Below are 16,013 nucleotides of genomic sequence, written 5' to 3'. Positions count from 1 at the left end.
CCGGCAAGCCGAACGCGACGCGGCATGATCGCCCGCGCCGGATCGACGTCGGCTATGGGGTCATGGCCGGCACCCGCTTGACTTGTGCGCCTCGACGACCGACCTCAGCGGCGGATGGTTGAGGAGGAGCGGATGCGGCTCATCGGTTTCGCCGGGTGGAGCGGCGCGGGCAAGACGACCCTGCTGGCCCGGCTCATTCCGGCGCTGGTGGCCCGGGGGCTGCGCGTTTCCACCATCAAGCACGCGCACCACAATTTCGATATCGACGTGCCCGGCAAGGATTCGCACACGCACCGTGTCGCCGGCGCGACCGAGGTGCTGGTGTCGTCGGGTAATCGCTGGGCGCTGATGCATGAGCTGCGCGGTGCCGCCGAGCCGGAACTGCCGGAACTGGTCTCTCATCTCGCGACGGTCGACATCGTGCTGGTCGAGGGCTTCAAGCGCGACCATCATCCGAAGATCGAGATCCACCGGGCCGAGCTCGGCAAACCGCTGCTGCACCCGGATGACCCGTACATCGTCGCCGTCGCGTCGGACGCGGCGCTGGAGGGCATCACCCTGCCGGTCATCGACCTCGACGACATCGAGGCCATCGCGGCGGCGGTCGAGCGCCATGCGGTTCCCGTAGAGAGCATCGCCTGGCGCGCCAGTGCGCCTCAGCCAGCCTGAGCCGCCAGCGTCTCGGCGCGCGCGAGGTCGTCGGGTGTGTTGACGTTGAAGAACGGGTCAAGCGGCGTGACGGGCCAGTCGACGGTGATGGCGCCGACCCGCTCGAGCCAGGCATCCACGCGCCGCTGGCCATCCTGAACCAGAAGTTGGCGTAGATCCTCACGCGCCGCGACCGGCCACAGCCCGATCACGCCATGCACCCGCCCGCCGGAGCCGGCACAGGCGGCGCCGTCACCCAATGCTGCTTCAGCTAGCCTTGCGGCGAGGTCCGCTGGCAGGAACGGGCAGTCGGAGGGAACGGTGAGCAGGTGACGGGCCTGCGGCAGGTGTGCCGCCAGGTGATCGAGCCCCGCGAGAATGCCGGCCAGAGGCCCCGGCCGGTCCGGCACGCTGTCCGGGATGACCGGCAGATCGAGCCCGAAGCGCGCGGCCGGCCCGTTGGCGTTGAGCAGAAGCGGGGCAACCTGAGGCCCGACAATACGGGCTATCCGGGCAAGGATGGTCTCCCCGCCCAGCCGAAGCAGAGCCTTGTCGCCGCCACCCATGCGCCGGGACAGGCCGCCCGCGAGGATGAGACCGGCGGGTGCGTCCATCAGGCGGTCGGCCGGGTGAGCAGATAGGCGGAGACGGCGATGAAGGCCACGCCGATCATGCCGAGTACCGGCAGCGACAGGCCGAGCATCACCAGAATGCCGAAGCTGGCCATCATCGAGCCGGTGGCCACCAACTGTGCCCAGCGCGGCACCGCCCCATTCGCGCGCCAGGCGCGCACGGAAGGGCCGAGCTTGGGATGACCCAGCAGCCACGCCTCGAAGCGCGGGGAGGAGCGGGAGAACAGCCAGGCGGCCAGGATAAGAAACACCGTGCCGGGCATGCCGGGCATGATGATGCCGAAGATACCGAGACCGACGCACAGCCAACCGGCCGCGAACATCACCCAGCGCAGGGGTGACGTAGCGGAATAAACCGGCGATCTCGGCTCGTCCCGTGGCGGCATCGCGGCGCTCGGCCCAAGTTGTCCCATGGTCAACACACAATAACTCAGCCGGCGCTCAGGAGCTTCACGGCTACATCCCTTTCAAAGATATGTAGCAAAAGCCGCAGGGCCACTCCACGCGGGCTGGAAAGATCGGAATCATTCTCAACGATCTCTGCCGCCTCGGCCCGCGCGCGATCCAGCAGCGCACCGTGAACGTCCAGCCGGGCAAGGCGGAAGCCGGGAAAGCCGCTCTGCCGCGTGCCGAGCACGTCGCCCTCGCCACGCAGCCGCAGATCCTCCTCCGCCAGGAAGAACCCGTCCTCGGAGGAGCGCAGCGCCTCGAGCCGCTGATGCGCGACTTCGCCGAGCGGGCGGCGGTAGAGCAGCAAGCAGACAGATGCGGCATCGCCACGCCCGACCCGCCCGCGCAACTGGTGAAGCTGCGCGAGGCCGAAACGCTCCGCGTGCTCGATGACGATGATCGAGGCTTCCGGCACGTCGACGCCCACCTCGACGACAGTGGTTGCGACGAGAAGCTGAGTCTCACCCGCAGCGAAGGCGGCCATGGCGGCATCCTTCTCCGCCCCTTTCATCTTGCCGTGGACGAGACCGACGCGGGCGCCGAAATGCGCCTGAAGCTCGGCAAAGCGCGCCTCGGCGGCAGCGAGATCGGAATTCTCCGATTCCTCGACCAGCGGACAGATCCAGTAGGCCCGCCGTCCCTGCGCCAGCGCCGTGCCGAGGCGTGCGACGATCTCGTCGATCCGGTCGGAAGGGATGGCGCGGGTGTCGATCGGCTTGCGCCCGGCCGGCTTCTCCCGCAGCTCGCTCGACGCCATATCGCCGAAATAGGTGAGAACAAGCGTGCGCGGAATAGGGGTCGCCGTCATCACCAGCACGTCGACGGCGTCGCCCTTGGAGGCGAGGGCAAGCCGCTGGTGGACGCCGAAACGGTGCTGCTCGTCGACAATGGCAAGGCCGAGGTCGCGAAAGGCGACGCCCTCCTGAAACAGTGCGTGGGTGCCGATAACGAGGTCGATCTCCCCGCTCGCCAGCGCCACGAGCAGTGCCTCGCGCGCCTTGCCCTTCTCGCGGCCCGTCAGCAAGGCGACCCGCAGCCCGGCTTTCTCGGCGAGCGGGGCGATGGTCTTCATGTGCTGGCGGGCGAGAATTTCGGTAGGCGCCATGATCGCCGCCTGCCGGCCGGCCTCCACCACCGTCGCGGCGGCGAGCAGCGCGACGACCGTCTTGCCGGAGCCGACATCGCCCTGCAGCAGGCGCAGCATCCGGTCCTGCGAGGCGAGATCGGCGCGGATGGCGACGAGCGCCTCGCGCTGCGAGCCGGTGAGGGCGAAGGGCAGGGCGGCCTCGATCCGCCCCGTCAGCCGCCCATCGCCGATGCTCGGCCGGCCGGCCTGCTTGACGGTGCGTGCCCGCACCAGCGCGAGGGCGATCTGGCCGGCCAGCAATTCATCATAGGCGAGCCGTTGCCAAGCGGCGCCGAGGGGCTGCGCGTCTTCGGTGTCCGCGGGCTGGTGAACCCGGCGCAGGGCTTCATGGAAACCCAGCGCCGGCGTTCCCGCCTGCCATTCCGGCAGATCCCCGGTCTGGCCGAGTGCGGCATCGACGGCCCGGCGCACATGGCCGTGCCCGAGCCCCTCGACCAGCGGATAGACCGGTTCGATGGGGGGCAGCTTGGCCAGCCCCGCCGCATCCAGCACCCGGTCCGGGTGAACCATTTGCGGGATGCCGTCGTAGAGGCTGATGGTCCCCGACACCCACCGCGTCTCGCCGACGGGCAGCAGGCGCTCCATCCAGCTCCGGTCGGCCTTGAAGAAGGCCAGCACGAGATCACCGGTCTCGTCATGGGCGTAGACGCGATAGGGCGCCCGCGAGCCGCGCGGCGTCGGCACATGACGGTCGACATGCACCTCGACCGTCACCACCGTGTCCGGCACCACCTCGCGCAGGGTGGGGCGGGCGCGGCGGTCAATGGTGGAGGCCGGCAGGTGAAGCAGCAGGTCGAGCACCCGCGCACCTTCAGGTCGTCCCAACAGCCGATTGAACGGCTTGGCGAGCTTCGGTCCGATGCCCGGCAGGCCGGTGATCGGCGCGAAATAGGAGTTGAGGATGTCGGGCCGCAGCATGATGCCGGAAGGTGGACGAAGCGGCCCGCCCGCGCAATCCGATCACCACGCCCGCCCACCGCCATGCGCCGCATCTTGACCACCCAATCGCAAGGTCTACCTGACAGCGACCGCGTGGCGCGCTAAAGACACCGCCTTCCGCGGCTGCGCCCTCGGACAGAAGCCTCTGGAGCAATCGCCCCCATGACCGGAACCACCCGTTCGAGCGCCGGCCTCGATGCCCGCCGCCGCCGCATCCTCTACCGTTCCTGGCATCGCGGCACGCGCGAGATGGACCTGCTCATGGGCCGCTTCGCCGACGCCATGATCGGCGTGATGAGCGAGGAGGAGGTTGCCGCCTTCGAGGAACTGATCGAGGTCGAGGATCCCGACCTCTTCGGCTGGATCAATTCCGGCGTGCCGGACCCGGCCTATGACACCCCCATCTTCCACCGCTTCCGGCAGTTTCACCTGTCGGGTGAGGGCGTTCCCAGCCTATGAAGACCCCGCTTCGCTCGCCGCTTGCCACGCTCAGTTCCCAGCTCGCGCCGGGAAAGACGCTGACCCTCGCCAATGTGCCGAACGGCATGGAGGGGCTGGTCGTCGCCGATCTCGCTCGCGCGCTCGCCGCGCAGGAGGAGGCGCCCTGGCCGACGCTTCTGGTGATCTGCCGCGACACGGAGCGCATGGCGGAGCTGGAGCGGGCGCTCGGATTCTTCGCGCCGGGCATCGAGGTGCTGCCCTTCCCGGCCTGGGACTGCCTGCCCTATGACCGCGCCTCGCCCAATGGCGCGATCATCGCGCGGCGCATGACCACGCTCGCGCGCCTCGCGCGGGTGAAGGGGCGCGAAGCCGGCACCATCGTGCTCACCACGGTCAACGCCGCGCTCCAGCGCGTGCCGAAGCGCGCCCTGGTGGCGACTCAGTCCTTCTCGGCGGCGCCGGGCAATGCGCTGTCGATGGACGATGTGGTCGGTTGGGCCGAGGTGAACGGCTTCCTGCGGACCTCCACCGTGCGCGACACCGGCGAATATGCCGTGCGTGGAGGCATCGTCGATCTCTACCCGCCGGGCCTGCCGGCGCCGGTACGGCTCGATTTCTTTGGCGACACGCTGGAGTCGATCCGCTCCTTCGACCCCGAGACGCAGCGCACAGCGATGCAGCTGCGCTCGCTCGATCTCGTGCCGATGAGCGAACTTCAGCTCACCACGGAGACGATGAAGCGCTTCCGCATGGCCTATGTGCAGCAGTTCGGCGCCGCCCAGCGCGGCGACCAGCTCTATGAGCATGTCAGCGAGGGCCGGCGCTATGCCGGCATGGAGCACTGGCTGCCACTGTTCCATGACGGGCTCGACACGCTGTTCGACTACGCGCCCGACGCGCCGATCGTGATGGAAGCGCAGGGCGGGGAGGCCGCCGCCTCGCGGCTCGACCAGATCGCCGATTATTACGACGCCCGCCGCCACGGCATGGAGCACAGCACCGGCACGCCCTATAAGCCGCTGCCGCCCGATCGGCTGTATCTCACCGCCACCGAATGGGAGCAGCGCAACGCTGTCGCGTCCAAGGTAGCGCTGTCCGCCTTCGCGCTGCCGCCGGCCAAGAACGTGCTCGACCTTGACGGTCACCCCGTGCGGTCCTTCGCCGCCGAGCGTGCCGACCCGGAGGCGCAGCTTTTCGACGTCGCGGTGAGTTATCTGCGCGAGCAGGCCAAGACGAAGCGCACCATCCTCGCCGCCTGGTCGGACGGCTCGCGCGACCGGCTGGCCACGGTGCTGGCCGATCACGGGCTCAAGGGCACCCAGACCGTCGGCACGCGCGACGCCGCCGAGGCGCTGCCCAAGGGCACCATCGGGCTCGCGGTGCTCGGCATCGAGAGCGGCTTCGAGACCGACCAACTGGTCGTCATCGGCGAGCAGGACATTCTCGGCGACCGGCTCGTGCGCCCCAAGCGCAAGGCGCGCCGCGCGCAGGACATCATCGCCGAGCTGACCTCGCTCACCGCCGGCGACCTCGTCGTGCATGTCGATCACGGCATTGGCCGCTTCATCGGGTTGAAGACCATCGAGGCCATGGGCGCGCCCCATGACTGCCTCGAAATCCACTATGCGGAGGGCTCCAAGCTCTTCCTGCCGGTGGAGAATCTCGAACTCCTCTCGCGCTACGGCTCGGAAGATACCGAGGCGCAGCTCGACCGGCTGGGCGGTGGTGGCTGGCAGGCGCGCAAGGCGCGGATGAAGAGCCGCATCCGCGAGATGGCGGCCGAGCTCATCAAGATCGCCGCGCAGCGCCAGCTCCACGAAGCGCCGCGTCTCGTGCCGGCGGCCGGCATCTATGACGAGTTCCGCGCCCGCTTCCCCTATGAGGAGACCGAGGACCAGGAAGCCGCGATCGACGCGGTGTTCGACGATCTCGGCTCCGGCCATCCGATGGACCGGCTGGTCTGCGGCGATGTCGGCTTCGGCAAGACCGAGGTGGCGCTGCGCGCCGCCTTTGCCGTCGCGCTGAACGGCAAGCAGGTCGCCGTTGTCGTGCCGACCACGCTGCTGGCGCGCCAGCACTTCAAGACCTTCTCCGAGCGGTTCAAGGGCCTGCCCATCGTGGTGCGTCAGGCCTCGCGCCTCGTCACCGGCAAGGAGATGAGCGAGACCAAGAAGGGTCTGGCGGACGGCACGGTCGACATTGTCGTCGGCACCCACGCGCTGCTCGGCAAGGCCATCAGCTTCAAGGATCTCGGCCTCGTCATCATCGACGAGGAGCAGCATTTCGGCGTCGGCCATAAGGAGAAGATGAAGCAGCTCCGTGCCGAGGTGCATGTGCTGACGCTCACCGCGACGCCGATCCCGCGCACGCTGCAGCTCGCCATGACCGGGGTGCGCGAGCTCTCCATCATCGCCTCGCCGCCGGTCGACCGCCTCGCTGTGCGCAGCTTCGTCACGCCGTTCGATCCGTTGATCGTGCGCGAGGCCCTGCTACGTGAGCGCTATCGCGGCGGCCAGAGCTTCTATGTCTGCCCCCGCATCGAGGATCTAGGCGAGGTCAAGGACTTCCTTGACAAGAGCGTGCCGGAGGTGCGTGTCGCGGTCGCCCATGGCCAGATGGCGGCGACGCAGCTCGAAGAGATCATGTCCGCCTTCTATGACGGGCAGTTCGACGTGCTGCTCTCCACCACCATCGTGGAATCCGGGCTGGACATCCCGACCGCCAACACGCTCATCATCCATCGCGCTGACATGTTCGGCCTCGCCCAGCTCTACCAGCTGCGCGGGCGCGTCGGCCGCTCGAAGACGCGCGCCTATGCCATCTTCACCCTGCCGACGGAGAAGGCGCTGACGACGCAGGCCGAGCGTCGCCTCAAAGTGCTTCAGTCGCTCGATACGCTGGGCGCCGGCTTCCAGCTCGCCAGCCACGACCTCGACATTCGCGGCGCCGGCAACCTCTTGGGCGACGAGCAGTCCGGCCATATCAAGGAAGTCGGCTACGAGCTCTATCAGGAGATGCTGGAGGAGGCGATCGCCAACCTCAAGGCCGGCATCACCGCGCCGACGGCCGACAAATGGTCGCCGCAGATCTCCATCGGCACGCCGGTCCTCATCCCCGAGGACTATGTGGCGGACCTTCATGTGCGCCTGTCGCTGTACCGGCGGCTCGCGGATATGGAGAACGATCAGGAGATCGAGGCGATGGGCGCCGAGCTGGTGGACCGCTTCGGGTCGCTACCCGAGGAGGTCGAGCAACTGCTCAAGCTGGTCAGCATCAAGGCGTTCTGCCGCCGCGCCAATGTGGAGAAGGTCGATGCCGGACCGCGCGGCGCGGTGCTCACCTTCCGGGACGGGCGCTTCCCGAACCCGGCCGGCTTCATCACCTATGTCGGCAAGCCCCATGTGGTCGCGAAGATGCGGCCGGACGGCAAGGTGGTGTTCTCGGAGGATTGGCCGAACGCCAATGCGCGCCTCAAGGGCACGGCCGGCATTCTGAAAGAACTGGCGAAGATCGCCGAGCAAGGGGCCAAGGCGGCCTGAGGCCGCCCGCCACGTGTGGGCCGATCAACCGGCTGCGTCAGAAAGGCGTGCCGGAAATCGGCCCGTCATAGGCGCCGTCGCTGTCGGGCAGCACATCGGCGTCGACATCCGAGCCCGGACCGGCGAAGTCCGGCGAATTGCCGCCGGCCTGGTTCATGTAGTCCTGGCTGTGGTCGGCGCCCGGATTGTCGGGCAACGGACCGTAGTCGAGATAATTCGGGTTGTTGAGCGGCTTGATCTTGATCTCGAGATTGACCGGGTCGTTACTCCCCGCATTCGGCTGGGGATGCACGGTGATCGACGACTGGGCGCCGGCGGGAACCGCACTGAGGGCGGACAGGGCCAGAGCCAGGCCGCCAGCCGCCAGACCAAGGGCGTAACGCATCGAGAGAACTCCGAGATCAGCTTAGCCGCATCGCCCCGCGGGGCACCCCGGCACCGCCGGGGCGAGGTCCGCAGGGTCGGACGACCCGCCCCTAAGGAACCTTTTCTCGGCGGACTGTCCAGCGCTTGTTTGCAACAACGTCAACGAAACCGGCGCAGCGCGGGCAGCGTCAACGGCCGGGCTCTCGCCACCAGCTCTCGGCCAGCGTGCCGGCGAGCGCCACGCGTTCCGGCCGCTGGATCGCCGTCCAGCGCGCCACCCATTGGCCCGGCGTGTAGAACAGCGGCACCGAAAAGCGGGCGGAGATCAGCACGCGATCCAGCGCCCGCACAGCGGAGACGAAGTCGGGCCGCGCGCGGGCGGCGAGCAGCGCCGCGATCATCGCGTCCGCCGCCGGACTCTTCAGCCCCATGAAGTTGCGCGTGCCCGGCACATCCGCCGCCGCCGAGCCGAAATAGAACGCCTGCTCATTGCCGGGCGAGAGAGACTGGTCCCAGATATAGGGCACCATGTCGTAGTCATAGGTCTGCTTGCGAGCCTCGAACTGCACATTGTCGACGAGGCGGATGTTCAGCGTCACTCCCGCGCGTTTCAGCATGTTCTGGTAGGCGAGGGCGAGCCGCTCCTGGTCCTTGGTGCCGACCAGCAGCTCCGGCGCGAAGGCCCGGCCGTCCGTGGCGGTCAGCTTGCCGCCTTTCAGCTCCCAGCCGGCGCTGGCGAATAGCTCCAGCGCGCGTTTGAGACGGGCCCGGTCTCGGCCTGAACCGTCCGATGTCGGCGGCTGCCAGGTGCCGTCCATCACGGCGGGCAGGACGGCGTCGGGATAGTGGGAGAGCAGTTCCCGCTCGCGTGCATCCGCCGGCCGTCCGCGCGCCGACAGCTCCGAGCCGTCGTAGAAGCTGCCATTGCGCCGGTAGACGCCGAAATAGAGATTGGCGTTCGCCCACTCGAAATCGAACAGCTCGACCATCGCTTCGCGGACCCGCGCATCCGCGAAGAAAGGTCGGCGTATGTTGAAGATCAGCGCCGAGTAGGGCTTCGGCATGCCCGTCTCGATCTCCTCCTGCACGATGCGCCCGTCGCGCACGGCGGGAATGTCGTAGCCGGTCTTCCAGCGGCCGGGATCGGTCTCGAAGCGTATGTCGGAGAGCCCGCGCTTGAACGCCTCGAACTGGCTGTTCACGTCGCGGTAGAAATCGTAGCGCAGCGTGTCGACATTGTAGTTGCCGCGGTTCACCGGGAGGTCGCGGCCCCAATAGTCGTCGCGCCGGGTGAGGATCACGCTCTCGCCGGGACGAACCTGCGTCACCGTGTAGGGACCGCTGCCGAGCGGCGCGGTGAAGCTGGTCTGATCGAAGCTCGCCTCGTCCACGGCATGACGCGCCAGAACCGGCATGAGCGCCATGATCAGCGGCAACTCGCGATCCACCGCCCCGAAGGTGAAGCGGATGGCACGCGGACCGGTGATCTCCGCCTTCGCCACCTTGCCGTAGAACGTCCGGTGGTTGGGCCGGCCCTTCACGCGCAACAGGTTGAACGAGAACAGCACGTCTTCCGCCGTCACCGGCGCGCCGTCGGAAAAGCGGGCGCGCGGGTCGATCTCGAAGGCGACATAGCTGCGGGCCTCGTCGGTCTCCACGTTGCGGGCGAGCAGCCCGTAGCAGGTGAAGGCCTCGTCCGGCGAGCGGGCCATCAGGCTCTCAACGATGTTCCAGCGGATGAAGGGCGGTGCCGTGCCGCGCACGATGAAGGGATTGAGGCTGTCGAAACTGCCCACGGCACCCTGCGTCAGCCGCCCACCTTTGGGGGCGTCAGGGTTGACGCTGGCGTAATGGGCGAAGCCGTCCGGATAGGCCGGTTCGCCATGCATGGCGATGCCGTGCTGGCTCGCGGAAGCCGGGTTCTGCGCCTGCGCGGGGGAGAAGCGTGCGCAGAGGAGGCCGCTACCGACAACTACGGCATTGCGCAGGAACGCGCGGCGGGCGATATCGGTCACGCTTCCGTTCCCTGGCCACAGATTCGACTCGCGCTCACACGAGAATGTCTAGCACGATCCATGACATTCAACTGCCAGAGGGTCACTCTGTCGCCTCAATTGGGCTTGAGACAGCCCACGTTCCCGAGATGGCGCAGAGGCGTCCGACAACCGCATGTCACCGCGGGCCGAACGACAGGAATTCGATATGATCAACCGCTCGACTCTCGCGCGCCAGGTCGCCGGCGCCGCCATGGTGCTGGCGCTGACCAGCACCGCCTTTGCGCAGACCCAGCCCGCCAAGCCTGCCCAGAAGCCCGCTGCGGCCCCCGCCGCGCAGCCGCAGCAGGCGGCTCCGGCCCAGCCCCAGCAGGGTCAACAGGCGCAGATCCCCGCGATCCCGATTCCGTGGGTCAAGCGCTGCGGTGATGATCCGAACCTCAAGAAGCAGGTCTGCACGCTGGAGCAGACCATCATCAGCGACACCGGCCCGGTGCTGGTGCGCTTCGGGCTGCTCGACATCAAGGATGACCCGCGCAAGGCGTTCTTCGTGATGTTCCCGACCCAGATGGGCGTTCTGCTGCGCAACGGCTTCCGCGTGGCGCTGGCCAATGAGCAGCCGGTTCTTGGCACCTTCGTCATGTGCGACCCGCAGTCCTGCCGCGGCGACATCCAGATCGACCAGGCCTTCATCGACCGCATGAAGAAGTCGCCGGGCCTCACCATCAGCGTCGCCAACGCGGTTGGTCGCGTGATCTCCTACCCGATCGGCCTTGGCGACTTCGCCAAGGTCTATGACGGCCCGGAGACGGACCAGAAGGTGTTCGAGGACCAGGTCAAGAAGATCCAGGATCAGGTCAAGGCCCGCCAGGACGCGATCAAGGCCGAAGCCGACGCCCGCGAGCAGCAGACCAAGGCCGGTCTCGAGAAGCTCGGCGCCGAGAAGCTGAAGAACGGCCAGCCGGCCCAGTGAGCCTCGGCGGAGCCCATTGATCGAACGCCCGGCTTCGGCCGGGCGTTTTCGTTTTCAGCCCTTGCCGCGCTGAAGATACGTAAACGGGCTACTGGAGCCGCTCGCTGCGCACCCGCCAGCCGCCATCGCCATCGGCGGCCAGCATCTCGCGCACCTGCGGGTGGCGCACCGGCTCGCCGGATGTGTCGAGCTCAAGATTCTGCTCCGAGACATAGGCGACGTATTCCGTCTCGGCGTTTTCCGCCAGCAGGTGGTAGAAGGGCTGGTCCTTGGTCGAGGGGCGGATGTTCTCGGGGATGGAATCCCACCATTCATCAGTGTTGGTGAATTCGGGATCGACGTCGAAGACGACGCCGCGGAACGGGTAATGCCGGTGGCGCACGATCTGCCCGATCCGGTATTTGGCGTTGCGCTCCTTCATCATCCGTCCATCCTCTCCCGCGACGCCCGAGGCCGTCCCGTCATCTGTTCTGTCCTCCGGGGCGTCGACGCAACAGCGATGCCATCCGCCACCGGCGGCACGGCTTTTCGCCCCGAAAGACCGATTGACCGGCCCCTGGCGAGCCGGTAGCCAACGCCAATGGCCGAGGTTCTAGCGTTAGCACTTCCGTTTTTCGGCGTCATCTTCCTCGGGCTGGGATGCGGCCGGCTCGCGCGCATCCCCGAGAGCGGCCTCGCCTGGTTGAGCTTTTTCATCATCTATGTGGCTCTGCCGGCGCTGTTTTTCTCGCTGGTGGCTCGCACCCCGTTCCATGAATTGACCAATGGCGCCTTCATCGCCGCCACCACCCTGTCGACAGCGGCTTGCTTCGGGCTGTCACTGCTGGTGGGACTGTGGCTGCGCCGTGGCAACCTGCCGGAAGCGACCATCGCGGCGATTCTCGGCTCCTATTCCAATGTCGGCTATATGGGCCCCGGCCTGACGCTGGGCGCGCTCGGCATGGGCGCCTCGGTGCCGACGGCGCTGATCTTCGTCTTTGACAGCCTGTTCTTCTTCACCATCGTGCCGATCCTGATGGCGGTCGGCGGGCGCGACAAACGGCCCTTGTCGGCGACGCTGCTCTTGGTCGTGCGCCGCGTGGTGACCCACCCCTTCAACGTCGCAACCTTCCTCGGCGTCTTCGCCGCCTATATCGAGTTCCACCCGCCCGCTGCCATCGAGAAGACGCTGGAATTCCTGCGCAACGCCGCAGCGCCCTGCGCGCTGTTCACCCTCGGCGTCTCCGTCGCGCTGCGACCGATGAACCGGATGCAGAGCGAGGTGCCCGCGCTGCTGGCCATCAAGCTGCTGGTCCACCCGGCGCTGGTCTGGCTGGTGCTCTCAATGGTCGGCGGCTTCGATCCGGTGTGGATCGCTACGGCCGTGCTGATGGCGAGCCTGCCGCCCGCGCTCAACGCCTTCATCATGGCGAAGCAGTACGAGACCTATGTGCAGGGCGCGTCCGGCGGCGTGCTGATCGGCACGGTGGTGTCCGTGCTCACCGTCACGCTCATGCTGTACGCCCTGCAGCACGACATGCTGCCGCACGGCCTGCGCTGAGTTCAGGCAACCTTGCCGGTGAGAAGGGCCGGAACGTCGCGGGTCGGACCGACACCCTCGCGCATCACCGCCCGCCGCAGCATCGGCGTCTTGTCGAGCAGCCACAGGCCGAGACCGCGCACCCCCGCCATGGGCAGGAAGCCGCTGAGCAGCGAGCGGTTGAGCAGGTCGACCGCGAAGGTGCGGCTTTCCACATCCGCCCGGCGCCGGCTTTCATAGGCCTCACTCACCGCCGCACCGCCGACATCCCCGCCCGCGCGAGACACATCGTCCACCACTTCGGCCAGCGTCGCGGCGTCGCGAATACCGAGATTGAGGCCCTGCGCACCGATGGGGGGGATGATGTGGGCGGCCTCGCCGATCAACGCGATGCGGCCCTTGGCGAAAAGCGTGGCGGTACGGGCGCTGAGCGGAAAGCTGCCGCGCGGCGAATCGAGCCGCATCGCCCCGAGGATGGAACGTGCCTTCCGCTCCATGACACGGCTGAACGCGTCCTCGTCCAGCGCCATCAGCGTCTCCGCCTCGCGGGGCGAAACCACGCAAACGATACTGCTGCGCTGGCCGGGCAGGGGGACGAGGGTGAACGGCCCGGTCTCGGTGTGGAACTCGGTGGAGATGTCGCCATGCGGTCGTCCATGCGCCAGCGTCGCGGTCACCGCCACCTGCGGGTAGTCCCGCGTGCGCACATCGATGCCCGCCGCCCGGCGGCAGGGCGACTGTCGCCCGTCGGCGGCCGCAACCAACGCGACTTCCAGCGCGTCGCCGGTGTCCAGGGCAAGACGCACGTGACCACCCTGATCGGCCGCATCGGTCACACTGGCGCGCAGGCGCCGAATGCGCGGGGCACCGGCGACTGCTTCCTCCAGCGCCGCCAGCAGAGCCTCGTTCTCGACATTCCAGGCGAAGGCCTCCAGGCCCAGTTCGCCGGCCCGGAAATCGACCTGCGGCGCACGCAGCAGCCGCGTCGTGCCGTCGAGCACGCGCATAATGCGCAAAGGCGCGGCCTGCGGCCCGAGGCGCTCCCACACGCCGAGCGCCTTCAGCGCATTCACCGAACCATCCATCAGCGCCGTGGTGCGCGGATCGACGCTGCGTGCAGGGGCGATGAGCGTCACGTCGAGGCCGCTGGAAGCGAGCGCCAGAGCCGCCACGAGGCCGCTTGCGCCGCCACCGACCACCGCGATATGCCGTTCGGTACCGGGCTTGGCTGACATCTCGATCTCCCTTGTCGTCTGCGGGACTATAAGCTCGCGCCGGAGTGTGGGATAAGCAGGACCACTCCAACTGACAATGCGTGCTAATGCGCGCACATGTTATAGGCGTGGAAGTGGTCGGCGGATCGTGCAGTCACGTATCAAAAATGCGCCGGTTGGGTCGCAGGAGGAAAAGCAGTGGCGATTTCATCAAAGTCGCTGGCTGACAAGCTGATGATAGAGCGTCCCAAGCGTCGCCAGACGCTCGCCTTCGCCGTTCACCTGTTCACCGCCTCCGGCGCCGTCTGCGGCTTGCTCGCGCTGATCGCGGCGGTCGAGGGCCACTGGTCGATCATGTTCGCCTGGCTTGGCGCCGCCCTGTTCGTCGATGGCATCGACGGCACGATGGCCCGCCGTGCGCGGGTGTGGGAGGTGCTGCCGCGCTGGTCAGGCGAAACGCTCGATCTGGTGGTGGACTATCTCACCTATGTGCTGGTGCCGGCCTTTGCCGTCGCCATGGGCGGGCTGATGCCGGCCTGGCTCGCCGTGCCCGCCAGCGCTGCCATTCTGCTGACCAGCGCGCTCTATTTCGCCGACACCGAGATGAAGACCGACGACCTGTATTTCCAGGGCTTTCCCGCCGTTTGGAACCTCGTCGTGTTTTATTTCTTCCTGGTGCCGATGAATGCCTGGCTGATTGCCGCCATCATCGCGCTGCTCTCGGTCGCGACCTTCCTGCCGATCAAGTTCGTGCATCCTTTCCGCGTGGTGCGGTTGCGCCTTCTCACCATTGGTTTGCTCGCCCTCTGGGCCGTGCTCGCCGTTGTGGCTGTCGTGGAAGGACTGAACCCGCCGGGCTGGGTGGTGCTCGGCCTGTGCGCCTGTGCGCTGTACTTCCTGGTCTTCGGACTGATCCCGTTCCGCCGCCCGGCAGCGCAGGACAGCACGGGCGGCCTCTGAACCGGCGCGCGCGCCGAAGCGATCCAATCAAAGCGTGGGAGTTGTCATGGCCTGGGCGGTACGTGTCCATGAAGTCGGTGGCCCTGAGGTTCTGTCCTATGAGGAGATCACCGTCGGCTCCCCCGGTCCCGGACAGGTTCGCCTGCGCCACACCGCCATCGGGCTGAACTTCATCGACACCTATTTCCGCAGCGGTCTCTACCCGCCGCCGCAGGGCCTCCCCTTCATCCCCGGCAATGAAGCGGCTGGCGTGGTGGTCGAGGTCGGCGAGGGCGTGAGCGAGTTCAAGCCGGGCGATCGCGTGGCCTATGGCTCCTCGCTCGGCGCCTATTGCAGCGAGCGCGTCATGCCCGTGGCGCCACTGCTCAAGCTGCCCGCCAACATTCCCGACGAGACGGCCGCGGCGATGATGCTGAAGGGCATGACCGCGCGCTATCTGTTGCGTCAGACGTTTCCGGTGAAGGCGGGCGATACGGTGCTTGTGCAGGCGGCCGCCGGCGGCGTCGGCCTCATCCTATGCCAGTGGGCGACGCATCTCGGCGCCACCGTCATTGGCACGGTCGGCTCGGCCGAAAAGGCGGAACTCGCCCGCGCCAATGGCGCCGCCTATGTCATCAACTACCGCGAGGAGGATTTCGTCGCGCGGGTGAAGGACATCACCGAGGGCGCGCTCTGCGACGTGGTCTATGACGGCGTCGGCCAGGCGACCTATCCGGCCTCGCTTGACTGCCTGCGCCCGCGCGGCATGTTCGTCAGCTTTGGCAACGCCTCGGGCGCGATCCAGAATTTCAGCCTGCTGGCCCTGTCGCAGAAGGGCTCGCTCTACGCGACCCGCCCGACATTGTTCAGCCATGTCGCGACACGCGAGGCATTGCTCGCCAACGCCGGCGACCTGTTCGAGGTGGTTGGCTCCGGCGTGGTGAAAATCGCCATCGACCAGCGCTACAAGCTGGCGGATGTCGCGGAGGCGCATCGCGATCTCGAGGGGCGCCGCACCACGGGCTCGACCGTTCTGCTTCCGTGATCGGTTCGGAATTTGACGCAAAAGGCGTCAAATTTCGGACCGGATGGACCAGAGTTTAGGCTTGCTCCATCCTTGCGTCATGCCATGCTGCCGGACACAACTTCCGCACTCGGTCGAGCATGAATCGCAAGCCGCAGCCACAGCTTAGCTGCCCTCCCGCCGCGTGC

14 protein-coding genes are annotated in these 16,013 nt (G+C 67.5%); 7 read left to right on the top strand and 7 right to left on the bottom strand.

Features of this window, described 5'->3' with window-relative positions:
• The first annotated feature begins 132 nt into the window (after positions 1-132).
• A complete protein-coding gene (gene mobB / locus OU996_RS14945) occupies positions 133-669 on the top strand; it encodes a molybdopterin-guanine dinucleotide biosynthesis protein B (RefSeq protein WP_267582400.1) in 537 nt (178 codons plus the stop codon).
• On the opposite strand, the gene mobA is transcribed toward mobB, so the two are convergent.
• The 3 genes from mobA to recG all read right to left on the bottom strand — a co-directional run bounded on the left by mobA (position 657) and on the right by recG (position 3,795).
• A complete protein-coding gene (gene mobA, locus OU996_RS14940; protein ID WP_267582399.1) occupies positions 657-1,262 on the bottom strand; it encodes a molybdenum cofactor guanylyltransferase MobA in 606 nt (201 codons plus the stop codon). The genes mobB and mobA overlap by 13 nt on opposite strands.
• Positions 1,262-1,603: a YbaN family protein gene (locus OU996_RS14935; RefSeq protein WP_267582398.1), complete on the bottom strand. Its 342-nt coding sequence runs from the start codon at positions 1,601-1,603 to the stop codon at positions 1,262-1,264. Before OU996_RS14935 ends, mobA begins: the two co-directional genes overlap by 1 nt.
• A gap of 107 nt (positions 1,604-1,710) precedes the next feature.
• On the bottom strand, positions 1,711-3,795 hold the full coding sequence (gene recG / locus OU996_RS14930) for an ATP-dependent DNA helicase RecG (protein ID WP_420712638.1): 2,085 nt from the start codon (positions 3,793-3,795) through the stop codon (positions 1,711-1,713).
• 183 nt (positions 3,796-3,978) lie between these two features.
• On the opposite strand from recG, the gene OU996_RS14925 reads away from it, so the two are divergent.
• Both OU996_RS14925 and mfd read left to right on the top strand, forming a co-directional pair.
• Positions 3,979-4,275, top strand: coding sequence for a succinate dehydrogenase assembly factor 2 (locus OU996_RS14925; protein WP_267582397.1), 297 nt, complete (start codon positions 3,979-3,981; stop codon positions 4,273-4,275).
• A complete protein-coding gene (mfd, locus tag OU996_RS14920; protein WP_267582396.1) occupies positions 4,272-7,796 on the top strand; it encodes a transcription-repair coupling factor in 3,525 nt (1,174 codons plus the stop codon). The genes OU996_RS14925 and mfd overlap by 4 nt, the downstream gene beginning before the upstream one ends.
• Before the next feature lie 37 nt (positions 7,797-7,833).
• On the opposite strand, the gene OU996_RS14915 is transcribed toward mfd, so the two are convergent.
• Complete coding sequence (locus tag OU996_RS14915) at positions 7,834-8,181, bottom strand: hypothetical protein (protein ID WP_267582395.1); 348 nt, start codon at positions 8,179-8,181, stop codon at positions 7,834-7,836.
• A 169-nt stretch (positions 8,182-8,350) separates the two neighbouring features.
• A complete protein-coding gene (locus OU996_RS14910) occupies positions 8,351-10,051 on the bottom strand; it encodes an extracellular solute-binding protein (protein ID WP_267585725.1) in 1,701 nt (566 codons plus the stop codon).
• Between the two features lie 313 nt (positions 10,052-10,364).
• Between OU996_RS14910 and OU996_RS14905 the strand changes: the two genes are divergently transcribed.
• Complete coding sequence (locus OU996_RS14905; RefSeq protein ID WP_267582394.1) at positions 10,365-11,129, top strand: invasion associated locus B family protein; 765 nt, start codon at positions 10,365-10,367, stop codon at positions 11,127-11,129.
• 88 nt (positions 11,130-11,217) lie between these two features.
• On the opposite strand, the gene hspQ is transcribed toward OU996_RS14905, so the two are convergent.
• Positions 11,218-11,550, bottom strand: coding sequence for a heat shock protein HspQ (gene hspQ / locus OU996_RS14900; protein WP_420712768.1), 333 nt, complete (start codon positions 11,548-11,550; stop codon positions 11,218-11,220).
• Between the two features lie 159 nt (positions 11,551-11,709).
• Here hspQ and OU996_RS14895 point away from each other — a divergent pair, with 159 nt between their 5' ends.
• Positions 11,710-12,669 (top strand): AEC family transporter, encoded by a 960-nt coding sequence (locus OU996_RS14895; RefSeq protein WP_267582392.1) that lies wholly within the window; start codon positions 11,710-11,712, stop codon positions 12,667-12,669.
• Positions 12,670-12,671: 2 nt separating this feature from the next.
• Here the strand turns inward: OU996_RS14895 and OU996_RS14890 are convergent, their stop codons facing one another.
• Entirely contained in the window at positions 12,672-13,883 is a 1,212-nt protein-coding gene (locus OU996_RS14890; RefSeq protein WP_267582391.1) for a UbiH/UbiF family hydroxylase, read from the bottom strand.
• 177 nt (positions 13,884-14,060) lie between these two features.
• Between OU996_RS14890 and OU996_RS14885 the strand changes: the two genes are divergently transcribed.
• The gene (locus tag OU996_RS14885) at positions 14,061-14,822 is read left to right on the top strand and encodes a CDP-alcohol phosphatidyltransferase family protein (RefSeq protein WP_267582390.1); all 762 of its coding nucleotides are present in this window, start codon (positions 14,061-14,063) and stop codon (positions 14,820-14,822) included.
• Between the two features lie 46 nt (positions 14,823-14,868).
• On the top strand, positions 14,869-15,846 hold the full coding sequence (locus tag OU996_RS14880; protein WP_267582389.1) for a quinone oxidoreductase family protein: 978 nt from the start codon (positions 14,869-14,871) through the stop codon (positions 15,844-15,846).
• Positions 15,847-16,013: the final 167 nt, after the last annotated feature.

The sequence above is a fragment of the Ancylobacter sp. SL191 genome (assembly GCF_026625645.1).
Taxonomy (GTDB): Bacteria; Pseudomonadota; Alphaproteobacteria; order Rhizobiales; family Xanthobacteraceae; genus Ancylobacter.
The sequence above is the reverse complement of the archived record's forward strand: the minus strand, read 5'-3'. Positions and strand labels throughout refer to the sequence as shown.